Source organism: Nocardioides glacieisoli (assembly GCF_004137245.1).
Classification (GTDB): domain Bacteria; phylum Actinomycetota; class Actinomycetes; order Propionibacteriales; family Nocardioidaceae; genus Nocardioides; species Nocardioides glacieisoli.
Genome location: NZ_SDWS01000008.1, coordinates 1 through 12,981, shown reverse-complemented (window position 1 = coordinate 12,981; position 12,981 = coordinate 1). Strand labels below are relative to the sequence as shown.

Genomic DNA, 12,981 nt, shown 5'->3' with positions numbered 1-12,981 from the left:
GCTTGCACCTTACTCGTCCGACCCCCTAAGGTCCCATGGTATGCAAACCGCACCAACGATGCCGGGCTGATCCCGCCGACATGTGGGCCCCGAGTCCGAGGCCATTCCCCGAGCGGCGCTGCTAAGGACGGGTGAAACATACCGTCCCTATACGCTCGTCGGCTATCTCGTTAGAGGGACTCGATGAGGTCTATTCGCCTTGCAGGCCCCGTCGGGGACCTGAGCTCCCGGCAGCACCGCCGTCGTCACTCGAAAGGACTCTGATGGAACCGACGAGGAAACTCGATGTCGTGGTCGTGGGAGCAGGCTTCTCGGGGCTTTACATGCTGCACCGACTGCGTGCGCTCGGCATGAGCGTCCAGGTTATCGAGCGTGCGCACGACGTCGGGGGGACCTGGTACTGGAATCGTTACCCCGGTGCCCGTTGCGACATCGAGAGCATTGACTACTGCTACTCCTTCGACGACGAACTCGTCCAGGAGTGGCGTTGGAGCGAGCGGTACGCTGCCCAACCCGAGATTCTCAGCTACCTCGAGCACGTGGCGGACAGGTTCGACCTACGCAAACAGATCTCTTTCAACACCAGTGTGGTGTCGGCTACGTGGGACGAGGCGCAACGTGCATGGCACGTCACCTGCGACAACGCTGAGTCACTGATCGCGACCTACGTCGTCATGGCGACCGGCAACCTGTCGTCCGTCAAGCAGCCAGAAATTCTGGGCCTAGAAGAGTTCGCGGGGGAGTGGTTCCACACCGGCCGCTGGCCGCACCGGCCGGTGGACATGACCGGAAAGCGGGTCGCCGTCGTAGGAACGGGTTCGTCGGGTATTCAGACGATCCCCCAGGTCGCGGAGGACGCCGACCAGTTGTACGTTCTCCAACGGACACCGAACTACAGCATGCCTGCGCACAACCGTCCGCTGAGCGACGATGAGTGGCGCGAGCTGACCGCGGACTGGCGTGAACGGCGCCGCGTTTGCGAACTCTCCGAGAGCGGCGTGCCGGTGGATGCGCCAGACAAGTCCACAGCACAGGCCACACCCGAGGAGCGCCGGCAGCGGTTTGAGCAGGGTTGGCAGCGGGGAGGTATCAGCGCGCTGTCCTCGGGTTTCACTGACTTCTTCACAAGTGAGGAGGCCAACAAAGTCGCGCAAGACTTCGCTCGGGAGAAAATCCGTTCAGTAATCCGCAATCAGGACGTGGCGACAATGTTGTGTCCTAGTCACCACATCGGCACAAAACGAACCTGTACGGACATCGGCTACTTCGAGACCTACAACCGCGACAATGTCGAACTTGTGGACGTCCGCTCGAACCCGTTGGTGAAGATCACCACGGCGGGCATCCAGCTTCGTGACCGCCAGATCGACGTCGACACCATCATTTTCGCGATCGGTTTCGACGCCATCACCGGGGCGCTGACGGAAGTCGAGATTCGCGGTGTCGGGGGCCATCTCCTCACCGACAAGTGGGTCCACGGGCCGCGTACCTACCTCGGCATCCAGACCGCCGGATTCCCAAACTTGTTCATGATCACTGGCCCGGGCAGCCCCTCAGTCCTGAGCAACATGGTGGTCTCCATCGAGCAGCACGTGGATTGGATCACGGACTGCCTGAAACACTTGAGCGGGAACGGGATGAACCGCATCGAAGCATCGGTGGACGCTGAGGATCAATGGGCGCAGCACGTCGCCGACCTCGCTGCCAACACTCTCTACCCCGAAGCCAACTCCTGGTACGTCGGAGCGAACATTCCCGGCAAGCCACGCACATTCATGCCGTACGTTGCAGGCTGCGGCCGGTACCGACGCGAGGTCGAGGACGTCGCTGCCCGCGGCTACGCCGGCTTCATGTTGAGCGGCTCCAGTTCGGCCAAGAAGGAAGTCGACGCATGATCAACCTTCAAGATGAGTTGCAGAAGGACCCCGACCTGATCGCCTGCCTCAAGCGGCACGGAGTCCGCACCGTCATCGTGGGCGGATGCGATACACATGGCGTCATGCGCGGCAAGCGGATGCCGACCGGCCAATTGTCCCGCATGCTTGAACACGGCATGCCGCTCTGTGATGTTTTTTGGGTGATGCACGTCGACGAGTCCGGCCTTGTCGCCAAGCCACAGGGACTCAATGGGTACTTCCCGACTGAGCGGCTTGGCTACCCCGATATCTTCGCGAAGGTCGATCCGGCGACCTTGCGCCTAGTTCCCTGGCACGAGGACACGGCACTGCTCCTCGCTGACTGGCATCTGCCCCACGATGGTGGACACGTCCCGATCTCGCCCCGGAGCGTGTTACGCCGTGTCGTTGAACGCACTCGCTCGATGGGATTCGAGCCGATGAGCGCGTTGGAGCTGGAGTTTTACCTGCTCAAGGAGAAAGTCGGCACTAAACATCTCAAACGTGCTGACGAACTAGTTCCTTTGCAGGAGGCGCCCAGCACCTACGGCGTCGTCCTGGGATCCCACCAGGAGACGATCGGTGCCATTATTCGCCAGCGCATGCTGGAGTACGGGCTGCCGATCGAGGCGTGTAACCCCGAGACGGGTCCGGGACAGTTCGAAATCACCCTGCAGTACGACCAGAGTCTGAAGTCCGCCGACGATGCCTTTCTCTTTAAGTCCGCAGTCAAAGAGGTCGCTGCCCAGCACGACCTCCTTGCCACTTTCATGGCGAAACCCAACGGAGCCTGGGCGGGCAACAGCTGTCATATTCACGTCAGCCTGCGAGACAAGGAGGACGGCGGGGCCTTCTTTGCCCCGGATCAGCCCCACCAGATCTCTGCGACTATGCGGCACTTCGCGGGGGGTGTACTCAGCACGATGGCGGAGTTCACGGCATTGATGGCGCCGACGCCGAACTCGTACCGTCGCTATGTCCCCTATTCCTGGGCGGGTACTACCGCCACCTGGGGCATCGATAATCGCTCCGCTGGCGTGCGAGCGATCTGCGAAGGCGAGAACGGCACCCGACTTGAGCACCGTCAGCCGGGAGCTGACGCCAACCCCTACATCGCCACGGCTGCCCTCCTGGCCGGTGGGCTCCATGGGGTGCACAACAAGCTGGAGCCACCAGGACTGACCAGTATTGACATCTACGCGCAGCCAGCCGAGCAGGTGCCGTTGCTGCCCACCAGCTTGGGGGAAGCCCTGGACCTTCTGGACGCGAGCGCCGTCGCTCGCGAGTGGCTCGGCGAGGATTTCATTGACCACTTCCTCGCCATGAAGCGTGCGGAGCTGAAGGCCCAGTCGATCGCAGTCACTGACTGGGAAGTGGCCCGCTACCTCGAGGCGCTGTAGTGCCGGCAGTACCCGGCCGTGAAGCCGCTGCGGCTCTTGATGAGGCAGCCGACCGCGCCCGGCCGAGCCTGCATCTGATGTCGCCGGCGCGGGCCCGCGATTGCTATGAGCGAGAGAGTGCGCGAACCGGCGAAGCACCGCTACCGGTGTCCGATGTTCGGGACGTGGCGGTCAATTCGCGCGTGCAGGCGCGGCTCTACCGACCGACGGAAGGCGCCCTGCCCGTCGTGTTGTTCTTTCACGGGGGAGGTTGGGTGGTCGGCAGCATCAACACGCACGACCAGATGTGTCGTGAGTTGGCCCTGAGAAGCGGATGCGCTGTGCTCAGCGTGGGCTACCGGCTCGCACCCGAGTACCCCTTCCCCGCAGCTGTCGACGACGCCGAAGCAGCGCTGTCATGGGTCCGAGGGCATGGCGGGGAACATGACCTTGACATCGACCGCCTGGCTGTGGCGGGCGACAGCGCCGGCGGGAACGTCGCCGCTGCGTTGACCATCCGGGCACGCGCGATGGGCGTGCCGCTTCGTCTGCAATTGCTGTTCTACCCGGTCACTACGACCGACCTCAGCGTCGGCATTGACCCGCAGTACGAGGGCCTCGTTTTATCGCGGGAAGAGTTGGCGTCGCACCAGGACCACTACCTGCCGAACGATACTGATCGGCATCGTGCGGAGAGCTCACCTCTTGACTGCGCCGACCTGCGGGGGCTCGCGGAAGCTGTCGTCGTCGTTGCCGAATGCGACCCGATTGCGCCGCAGGGACTGCGCTACGCCGAGGCACTTCAGGCAGCGCATGTGCCAGTGACCGTGCACCTGCATCCCGGCAGCATCCATGGGTTCGCCCAGTTCCCAGGCGCTTTCGAGACCGGGAGGACTGCTCTAGGGCAAGCAGCCGACGCCCTCCAACGGGCGTTGCTCGACGAACGCGCGTGAACAACCTGCGAAGGTGCTACGCCGCAGCGGTCTTCGACGAAGCGTCAGGTATGAAAAGAAGTCAACGCCCATCAAACGGTGCCCGAGAGGGAGGTCGCATCGGCGCATGAAGCACAAGATCTCGCCGAGTCCGAAAACTGCGCAGCGAGTCTTCTGCCGCAACGCGTCGACTGAAAGCAGATCAATGCCCGTCTCGGCGCCGTCGTCACGATCCGAAACGGCGTCGCCTCAGGCCGTGCTGACAGCGGCTCCAGGCGGCATCAGCGCCCTGCCTGTGTGATTGATCTTCCCCGGGTAGATAAGAACGCGCGGCGACAACAATTGAGGCGTCGGCGATCAACCTGTTGCCTCGAGGAGACGGAGGGTTATCCACGCACAAGACGAGAGACAGAATCTGAACGCACGTGCCCGTTGCAGTTGACCGACCCTTCAGTAGCAACTCGAACGTGGTCGCTCTTCTTCGTCCGCTCAACCATCGAACAGGTCGGCGCTTAGGCGCCGGGTGGTCGCGACGCCCCGAGCAAGCACTTGAGGACGAGGGTTTTCCCCGGTGACGGCAATGCAGCGCATTCCGGCGGCAAGCGCGCCTTGGATACCCGGGACGGAGTCCTCGAACACAAGAACGTCTTGGGGTTCGACACCCAGTAGCGCCGCACCTTTGAGGAACCCCTCGGGGTTAGGCTTGCCGTGCTCGACGTCTTCCTCCGTGACGAACAAGTCGATGTACTCGCCGGTCGAACAACTGTTCAAGACCCCAAGGACGTCGTCACGTTGTGCGCCTGTCACGATCGCCATAGGAACCTCGAGGCGCGCTAGGTGTGCCACCAGTTCCGCAGCCGAATCGGTGATCGGAGAACGTTCTGCTGTTAGCTTCTTGTAGCGGTCTCCGTGCCTCGCCAGCAGCTGGTCAACCAGGACCGAGTCGCCGCCGCCATGCGTGCGAACTGCGGTTTCGACGATTTCGCGGTCGCTGTGTCCAAGTAGCCGTTCGGAGTATTCCTCCGGAGTCATCTGCCACCCGAGGTACTTGCGGAAGAGATCGGTGAAGCTGCTCAGCAGTATGGACTCGTCGTCAGAGAGGGTGCCGTTGAAGTCGAAGATGACAGCACGGTGTGTTCGTCTGCTCCAGTCGTTGACTATGTCCTTCACCGATGGGCGGCTGGGGTCGGTAGTTGGCATCACAGCACCGCCGTTACGTAGGGCGCCGAGATGTCGCCGTCGATGAGGAAAGCTGTTGGCATCGAGGATGAGCCCTCCATGGCCAAGAGTGAGTTGGGGCCGAGGTAGGTGTCGATAGTCGAGACGTCCTCGAGCGGGCCGAAGCGGGCGGTGCCGAAAGCAATACCAACGCTGTCGCCGTGGCGAGGTGCGGTCTCGAGAAGGTTGTCTACCTTGTCCTTCTTCGTGCCGTTCATGGGCGCGAAGCACGTCCATCCTTCATCGGCAGCAGCTGCCTTACGAGCCGCAGAGGCTAGCTCGCCAGTGATGACCGCAGCTTCTTCGGCGATTTCCGTGCCGATGGCCGGGCCGGCCTCAAGGGCGACGCGATCCTGCAGTTGGGTGATCATGTTGCCTGCTCCTCGATTGCGACGAAGATGTTTATGGCTTTGGAAGGTATTGATGTCGATGCGCTCCAGTAAATAGTCTAGTCTTTTGGGAGCCTATCAACTGTTGCCCCTCCGCAGGTGGCGCTACCCGTGAGCCAGCGCTGCGCGGCACGTAGGTGTGGACCGACTCAGGGAATGCTGTCGGGTCAGCGCTGACCTTAATGTGGTCATGCGCCGCGGTGGAGAGGTGCCGGCCACCTCTCCACCACGGCGCACCTCGACGAGCAACGCAGGAACCTTCTCGCGCACACGTTGGCTCGATGTCCGAGATTGGGATGCGGTGACCCAACAACTCATCACGCGCCTGGGTGCTGCCGGCGACGGCGATCATTTCCAAGGTGTGGTCATCACGGGCGATGCTGATCGCGGCGACCTCGAACCCAACCAGGGTGTTCGCCCGCCCGATCATTCTATCCAGTTCGGCTACCAACCAGTACGGGAGTTCTGCTTCTCGGACAGCAGTACGAGAGCCGGTCGCGAACACAGCATCGGCCGTGAAGCAGGTCCTCGGCAACCAACTCTCCGTCGATCACAGGGTGGTCACAACGGTGCCATTAGCGTTCCCCGAGTGGGTCAGACACTCGGGCAGCTGCGCTTCTTGGTGGTCGACGACACCACGAGCTTCGTGAACTCATGGTTCGTATGGTCGAGTCCGCTGGACACGCCGCTGACGAAGCGTGCGACGGCCTCGAGGCCGTCGGAGCGCTCTCCGCGCGACGCTACGACGTCATGCTCCTCGACCTTTCGATGCCCCGCATGAACGGCGAAGGCGTCGTGCGGTGGCTGAGCAACCACCCCGACCGAGCCCAAGGTCTGCGAACGGTCGTCGTAAGCGCCTGGGCTGGCGACAAACGCGGCGCGCTGCAAGAGCTTGGAGTCACAACGGTCCTGACCAAACCGTTTCGACGACACCACCTCACCGCCCTCATCTCCGAAATCACCAGCACGCCGCGCCCCAACGACAAAGGTTGCGCGTACCTTCCGCGGGACGCGCGCCCTGTGATTCCGCAGGACAGACCGTTGTCGGAGTCGTAGGAAAAGAAAGGTGGCGTGCCGGCCGATCAATACCCAGTCCGCACGCCTTCCTCGGGCGCCACTGCATGCTGACCCACCCGGTCGTCTGTAGACGTAACGACGGAGGGCGCCCGTCTCGGCCAGAATGACGCCGTGCGTGTGAGCGCAAGGGAGAGAAGTCTTGATGCGATGGGACGTCCGGTGCCTCCGGGCTGCAAGACCCAATCGGAATGGTCGGAATGGGCTCGGCGTGCGACTTTTCAGTGAGCGGCAACTCGGTGACACCGGCGACGCCCGCGGTCCTCTCCGCTGAGGCAGCGACGGCCCTTCCTGGTGCAAGATCGGAGGCGTCGACAAGCCAGATCTCGTGTTCCAAATCAATGCGAAGGTGGCTTCGCGCTCCGCCACGACGGGAGTCGTCGGAAGCTGCGCGTGGTGTGGCTGTAGGTAACGACAGCCGCGGCGCCGATTGCCTGCTATCGACCTTGCGTCACTCGCCATGCGGGCGGTCGCATCTGCTCCACCTTGCCGCCCTTGCCGGCCCTACTGTGCCGATAGTAGATGGACCCGTCATCGAGGAGGACTAGGAGATGGCCAGCTCCCCGCTTGGCTTTTCTGTAACTGAATCGGCACGTTTGAGCGGTCCCGTCAGTTCTTTGCCTAGACGGTGCTGCGACCCGGGTGACTGACGAGGGTTTCGCTCAAGCTCTGAGTAGTGGGAGGTGCTGCCGTTCGCAGTTGAGCCCGGCAGGCATGAGTGTGGCGTGCAACCTAGACAGGTCGCGTCCTATGACTTGGACGGAACTTCGCCGCATCCCGGTCGAACGGACGCCAGAGCCGCACCACGCCAACCCGCGCCCGTCAGGAACGCGCTTGGTGGACCTGGATGCGGCTGGACGGCACGTGGTCGCTGCGAGCTCAGCAACTGCTGCTATGTGCCGCAGGGCGCGGTGCTTGGCGCGATTCGTCCAGCGCACCTGAGGGTACTGACGCGGTTGCCGGACGCCCCTATTCCTGTGTGGGACGAGTCCCGTTGACATCGGAGGCCGTGAAGCGAGCGCGGGCGCGGGCCAGGCTCATCCCGTCTGTGGCGTGGTGATGGTCGTCGCCCGAGAGCGACTGGAGGTGGCTGAGGACGTCTCGTAGTCCTGAGATGCAGTCCTCGAAAGACAGAGACGCGTCGACTGATGGTTCGAGTGCCGCCAGGAATGACTGGTTCAAGAAGTACGAGTAGCCGGTCGTCATGTGCGTCCACCAGCAGGCGCCGAAGGCGCGTGCTTGGGACGCCTCGTAGTTGTTCCGCAGAACCCAGTCCGTCCTCAAGAGGTTGTCAATCGGGAGGGTCGCGTTCGCATCGATGGCCAGGGCGAGTCCGCTGAAGTGGTCGACGCGGTGTTGGGCGATGCTGCTTGGCTGGTGGGTGGTGCCGGTGATTTCGAGCATGGGTGTTCCTTTGAGTGAGTCTTGGTTTGAGGAGGGGGTGGCGCGGGGCTCACCGGTGAGGGTGGGCCCCGCGCCGCATGTTCGTTTGGCGTGGCAGACCGGAAGTCAGGCCTGAGCGGCTTCCAGGGCTGCCCCTCGCGCCAGGTCGACCTTGAAGCGTGCCCACGCGACTGCGCCCTCCAGGGCGGAGCGCACTTCTGCCTCCGACAGGTCCTGCATGGAGGTGTGGAACTCCTCCATTTCGAGTGCGAGCGCTTCTCCTTCGGCGATGCGGCCCGCCTCGAAGTGGTTCGTCGCCATGCTCTCGGCGATGAGGAGCAGGCGGCCAATTTCACGCGCCCCGGTCAGGGGCTTGAGGGCCTGCGAGAAGGGCATGATGGGGATGGTCATGGTGGATCTCCTTGGTGTTTCGGTTGGCGTTCGACCCTGGTGGACCGCACGTGACAGCACGTCGGTCTAGCTATCGGCGTCCTGCTGCCGAAGTGGAACGGTTGAAGAGTGGCTTTTGAGATGGACAGGTCACGGACGTGGCCGTCGTTCGTGCCCGTCACGAACTCGGCTTCATGCATCACGAACGGCGTAAGCGTCAAAACCGGTTCTCGGGGGCTTCGAACCCTCGGCCCGTCATGAAATAAGCTGATCGTTGAGCGTCGTCTAAGTGCTTGGGAGGTAGGTCGTTGTTGGCGTCCGGCGTCAGGTTCGACCTGGCTCTCCACCCTTCCGGGTCGGCACCGACGCCGTTGGCGCCCGCCGCCATCGACGTCCCGACGTTGTTGTTACGCCGACGGCTCGCGGTGGACGGCACCCAGTACTGCTGTTGTTGCGACACCGTCTTGGAACCGACGACTGGCCGGGGGCGTCCTCCGGCTACCTGCGAGCGGTGCCGAGTGACCCGTAAAAGTGAACCCGCCCAAGTGCTGCCGGGGTCGAACTCCAGCAGCCATATACGACGACGGCTCCGTCCACGGGGGGTTCCGGCCCGTCGCTAGCGGGCGGGTCGTTGCAACATCAGTTGCCGGCCCAGGTCGTGACAGCGCTTCACCGCCTGGCCGAGGCGGTCGAGCGAGCCCCAAGCAACTGCACGGCACCACCTGGGAGGGCAAGCTGCTGCGTGAGGCACGCACGGTTGCCGACTGGCACCGCGGGAGGTTCGTAAGCGGTCCCGACCCTGGTGCCCAACGCACCGCGGATACAGGTCGAGATTGAGACGCCACTGTCGCGCACCAGGGAGCAGTTGTCGCGCCCGTTTGACGACGTCGTCGGCTTGGGAGGCTGTTGGTCGTCCTCAATCTGGAGAAGAGAGATTGCCCAGGCAGCACCACCGGCAGTGATGGCGACGGTGGCGGCGATCCATGTGAGCAGCAGGGCTTTGGCGAGCCGGTTGCTCCCCCGCACGGGGCGCGGCGACTGTTCAACCTTGCTGGAAGCGGATCGGAGCCAATGCCGAGACGGACGCGGGCTCGGAACTGCCAGGGTCCGGGATGAAGGGTTCGCCATCCTGGTCTGCAGGCGGGTGACCGTATCGGTATGCCGTGCTACGCGCCAGGTTGCGCAGTAGCTCTGATAGCGTTACTGCGGAAACCGTCGGCTGCCTCCGATGGGAACAACGAGCGCGCGATGTCGCGCCTGTATACCGGTTGAAGAGGAGGCACACCGCAATCGGCAGGGGAGCGGGCGCGCGTGTCTCAAACTGGGTCGCCACGGAGTGGCCCGCGGTTACTCGCCTAAGGCTTCGGTGATCGCGTCGAATGTGTCACGCCCGTCGGCAAGTTCTACTGAGCCGCTTGGCTCGGGCGGCAACTCCCCGTGATCCGACAGAACACCTGTCACTAGCGAGCGTGACTTGTGTAGGGCTTCGACTTCGTCATCCGCCTCCACCACGAATGTGACTTGTAGGTAGCCATCTTCGAAGTGCGTGTACGCGCCGAGGGACGGGTCGTTTCCTCCGTGGGATGCCAGGGCGGCGTCGTACATAGCGTGCTGCAGGTCGACCAAGTCGTCCGGTTCGCCGGGTAGGGGTACGTCGACTGTCGCCGTGAAGTAGAGGGACATGGCCCAAGGTTAGAACGGCTCCGGCGACAGCTTGGTCCAGGCGCCCCGCTGCGTTCCTGACCTCGTTCGCGCTGGCCTGGGCGAGCTAGCTTACGAGTTGTTGGAGCGAGCCTGCGTTGTTCGGTGTGGCGTACGACGAGTGGGACCGGGGGTGAGGCGTGGCGTGGCGCCCCGTTGAGCAACCGTCGCTTCCCGGGCGTGCGTGAGTCCGCCAATCCAGCCCGCCTGATGGAGCTGCGTGCGGTTCTATCCGCTGCTGGTGAGGACATCGCCAAGGTTTAAGGGGTCAGACTTCGGACGGGGGTCCGCCGGCGGCCGCTAGGTGGCCGGAGCAGTTCGAGTTCGCGTTGGTGGGTCGACGATGATCGACCGGCGTAGTACCGGCGTGACAGTCCGGAGTAGCCCGCCCAGTCAGAGGCTAGGTAAGGGACTGATGCGGGAGTCCAGCCAGAACGTGTTGGCGGCCTTCCGGAGAAACCCCAAGCGTCATTGCGGCGAGTTGCAGTTTGCTTGAACCCTTGGAACGGTGCCGTGCTGCGACTAGGTGTACTCGGCTGACAGGTTCATGACAGTCGGCTGATCGGGGGTAGTCCTCCGATGGCTGAGTGGCGTCGTCGAGTGTTGTAGAACTTCAGCCATGGCTCAAGTGCCGCGGTCCGCTCGTCGTTGCTGGTGAAGATCTGCCGGTAGGCCCACTCAACTTGCAGGGTGCGGTTGAAGCGCTCGACCTTGCCGTTCTGCCATGGGCAGTGCGGGCGGATGGTCAGGTGCTGGGCGCCGATCGCTGCGATCGCGGCGGCGAAGTCGGCCGAGATGATGTAGTTCTTCGCGTTGTCGCTGATCACCTGCCTGATGGTCACGCGGTGGCTGGCGAAGAATTCCGCCGCGCGGATCAGGAAGCCGGCGCAGGTGGTGCCTTTCTCGTCATCGAGGATCTCGGCGTAGGCGAGCCGGGAGTGGTCGTCGACAGCGGCATGGACGTAGTCGTAGCCCAGGCCGCGTTTGTTCCCTGGGCGTTCTGCACGTCCGTGTGCTTTCCATCCGCCGTCGGGTGGGATCCGGCCGATCTTCTTGACGTCGATGTGAACCAGGTCGCCGGGCGCTGAGCGTTCGTAGCGCAAGGCGGTGGTCTTGGATGCGCGGATGACTTCCCCGGTGAGCGGGTCACACTCGACCAATCGCGGCACGTCGTGGCGGCGCAGGATCGCGCCGACGGTGCGCGGTGCGATGCCGAGTTCGGGGCCGATCCAATCTTGCCCGCGGCGTTCAGCACGACGCAGCTCGAGCACTCGTTGCTCGACACGTGTTGGGGTGCGCCGTGGGCACCGGTGTGGACGAGAAGAACGATCGAGCAGACCGGCCTCGCCTTCAGCGCGGAATCGGGCGACCCAGCGATGTGCGCACTGGCGGGAGACACCGAGCTCCTTGGCGACGTGTGCGACTGGTCGGCCGTCCTCGATCACGCGGGAGACCAGCAGACGGCGACCGTGCAGGTTGAGACGAGCGTTAGCGTGGGCCACGAGGACCTCCTGGGCGAGCGGATGACTTAGACATCTCCACTAAGCCGGGAGGTTCTCCTCGTTCACAAGACCCGCACTGTCACCAACGTCTCTGCTGAGTACAACTAGGGCATGCGTCAAGGTCCTTGGCGAGTTCGGATGCGCCTCCATGTGTTGCACAGAGGGCATGTGCCAGCGGATCGACGGGGCCATTCGAGTCGATGAGCCGTTGAGGCACCACTGGCGAGTGACGCTCCAACGGCCCAGCTCGGCAGCAAGCCCACGTCTGCATCGCGTGCGCACTCGGCCAAGGGCGGTCCGTTGGGAACCTCGGTGCCCCCCGGGCAGCCAGGACCCTGGACGACGGTGGCCCACTCGTCATGTGGCGGGATGCCCTCAAAAAATCTGTCACGAGGCCTACAGGTTCGACCAGCACCGTCGATTCCTACTCCTGAACACCCCCGACCTCAGGAGTAAACATGAGCACTTGCTGCCCGCCCCGGTTGATCGTCGCCACGTCCGACGACAACGTCCCCCAACTGTCCCTCACCGTGGATGAGACGTGTTGGTGCGACAGCATCGCGGCGTCGTCCTTTGATGCAGAACCGAGTTCTGACTCGTTCACCCCGTCCGGCAAGGCCGTGGAAGGACAAACCTCATGAGCGACACGAACGAGCGCGTAGTTACCCACTACCTGAGTCCACCCGCGCAGTTGCCTTCCTGGGAACAAGCGCCTGAGGACCTACGAGCCATGCTCGGCTCGGGTCGAAGCCTGTTGCTCATTGGCAGGAACTCTTCGTCGAGCGGCCGAACCGGCGCCGAAGCGGCGGCAGCAGATCTGCACGGGGCGGCCCAAGAACTGCGCTCGCAGTTTCGCTTAGACGTCACGGAGTGCCTGCCGAGCATCGATGACCTCGCCACCGCACTGATGAACACGGCCGCACACAAGTCGGTGGACCCCGACGGGCTGGGCTTCATCAATCGCTATGTCTGTTTTGTCCTGCCGAACCACCAGATCGTCCTCAGTGTGTCCGCAGGGTCGGCTCTCAAACTTGACCACAAGGGTCTGCTGCACGGATAGGTGACAGTCGGGGTTAGGCCGCCTGGGTGGCAGCGGGCTTCATGATCAACTCGTATTC

General features: G+C 63.3%; 11 protein-coding genes. 5 read left to right on the top strand and 6 right to left on the bottom strand.

All coding sequences use genetic code 11. From position 1 onward, the window contains the following. Window positions 1-263: 263 nt before the first annotated feature. The 3 genes from EUA06_RS16640 to EUA06_RS16630 all read left to right on the top strand — a co-directional run bounded on the left by EUA06_RS16640 (window position 264) and on the right by EUA06_RS16630 (window position 4,227). Window positions 264-1,895: a flavin-containing monooxygenase gene (locus EUA06_RS16640; protein WP_129477861.1), complete on the top strand. Its 1,632-nt coding sequence runs from the start codon at window positions 264-266 to the stop codon at window positions 1,893-1,895. Beyond that, window positions 1,892-3,295, top strand: a complete 1,404-nt coding sequence (locus EUA06_RS16635) for a glutamine synthetase family protein (RefSeq protein ID WP_129477860.1) — start codon at window positions 1,892-1,894, stop codon at window positions 3,293-3,295. Before EUA06_RS16640 ends, EUA06_RS16635 begins: the two co-directional genes overlap by 4 nt. A 164-nt stretch (window positions 3,296-3,459) precedes the next feature. Next, complete coding sequence (locus tag EUA06_RS16630; RefSeq protein ID WP_165354426.1) at window positions 3,460-4,227, top strand: alpha/beta hydrolase; 768 nt, start codon at window positions 3,460-3,462, stop codon at window positions 4,225-4,227. Between the two features lie 468 nt (window positions 4,228-4,695). On the opposite strand, the gene EUA06_RS16625 is transcribed toward EUA06_RS16630, so the two are convergent. Beyond that, the gene (locus tag EUA06_RS16625; protein ID WP_165354425.1) at window positions 4,696-5,376 is read right to left on the bottom strand and encodes an HAD family hydrolase; all 681 of its coding nucleotides are present in this window, start codon (window positions 5,374-5,376) and stop codon (window positions 4,696-4,698) included. Between the two features lie 29 nt (window positions 5,377-5,405). Next, complete coding sequence (locus EUA06_RS22530) at window positions 5,406-5,795, bottom strand: SDR family oxidoreductase (protein ID WP_165354424.1); 390 nt, start codon at window positions 5,793-5,795, stop codon at window positions 5,406-5,408. A gap of 672 nt (window positions 5,796-6,467) precedes the next feature. On the opposite strand from EUA06_RS22530, the gene EUA06_RS23415 reads away from it, so the two are divergent. Continuing rightward, window positions 6,468-6,869 carry a response regulator gene (locus EUA06_RS23415; protein ID WP_129477854.1) on the top strand — a complete coding sequence of 134 codons (402 nt, stop codon included), beginning with the start codon at window positions 6,468-6,470 and terminating at the stop codon, window positions 6,867-6,869. Window positions 6,870-7,856: 987 nt separating this feature from the next. Here the strand turns inward: EUA06_RS23415 and EUA06_RS16615 are convergent. The 4 genes from EUA06_RS16615 to EUA06_RS16600 form a co-directional block, all read right to left on the bottom strand. After that, window positions 7,857-8,291: a hypothetical protein gene (locus tag EUA06_RS16615; protein WP_129477852.1), complete on the bottom strand. Its 435-nt coding sequence runs from the start codon at window positions 8,289-8,291 to the stop codon at window positions 7,857-7,859. A gap of 105 nt (window positions 8,292-8,396) precedes the next feature. Continuing rightward, a complete protein-coding gene (locus tag EUA06_RS16610; protein WP_129477850.1) occupies window positions 8,397-8,681 on the bottom strand; it encodes a hypothetical protein in 285 nt (94 codons plus the stop codon). A gap of 1,326 nt (window positions 8,682-10,007) precedes the next feature. Further along, window positions 10,008-10,343 (bottom strand): hypothetical protein, encoded by a 336-nt coding sequence (locus EUA06_RS16605; RefSeq protein WP_129477848.1) that lies wholly within the window; start codon window positions 10,341-10,343, stop codon window positions 10,008-10,010. Window positions 10,344-10,906: 563 nt separating this feature from the next. Further along, window positions 10,907-11,863: an IS481 family transposase gene (locus EUA06_RS16600; protein WP_129477846.1), complete on the bottom strand. Its 957-nt coding sequence runs from the start codon at window positions 11,861-11,863 to the stop codon at window positions 10,907-10,909. A 637-nt stretch (window positions 11,864-12,500) separates the two neighbouring features. Between EUA06_RS16600 and EUA06_RS16595 the strand changes: the two genes are divergently transcribed. Continuing rightward, the gene (locus tag EUA06_RS16595; RefSeq protein ID WP_129477844.1) at window positions 12,501-12,923 is read left to right on the top strand and encodes a hypothetical protein; all 423 of its coding nucleotides are present in this window, start codon (window positions 12,501-12,503) and stop codon (window positions 12,921-12,923) included. Window positions 12,924-12,981: the final 58 nt, after the last annotated feature.

Excerpts from the sequence above, each read along its gene's own strand:
- EUA06_RS16640 (WP_129477861.1), top strand. The coding sequence starts at position 264 with ATGGAACCGACGAGGAAACTCGATGTCGTGGTCGTGGGAGCAGGCTTC.
- EUA06_RS16635 (WP_129477860.1), top strand. The coding sequence starts at position 1,892 with ATGATCAACCTTCAAGATGAGTTGCAGAAGGACCCCGACCTGATCGCC.
- EUA06_RS22530 (WP_165354424.1), bottom strand. The coding sequence starts at position 5,795 with ATGATCACCCAACTGCAGGATCGCGTCGCCCTTGAGGCCGGCCCGGCC.
- EUA06_RS23415 (WP_129477854.1), top strand. The coding sequence starts at position 6,468 with ATGGTTCGTATGGTCGAGTCCGCTGGACACGCCGCTGACGAAGCGTGC.
- EUA06_RS16615 (WP_129477852.1), bottom strand. The coding sequence starts at position 8,291 with ATGCTCGAAATCACCGGCACCACCCACCAGCCAAGCAGCATCGCCCAA.
- EUA06_RS16610 (WP_129477850.1), bottom strand. The coding sequence starts at position 8,681 with ATGACCATCCCCATCATGCCCTTCTCGCAGGCCCTCAAGCCCCTGACC.
- EUA06_RS16605 (WP_129477848.1), bottom strand. The coding sequence starts at position 10,343 with ATGTCCCTCTACTTCACGGCGACAGTCGACGTACCCCTACCCGGCGAA.
- EUA06_RS16595 (WP_129477844.1), top strand. The coding sequence starts at position 12,501 with ATGAGCGACACGAACGAGCGCGTAGTTACCCACTACCTGAGTCCACCC.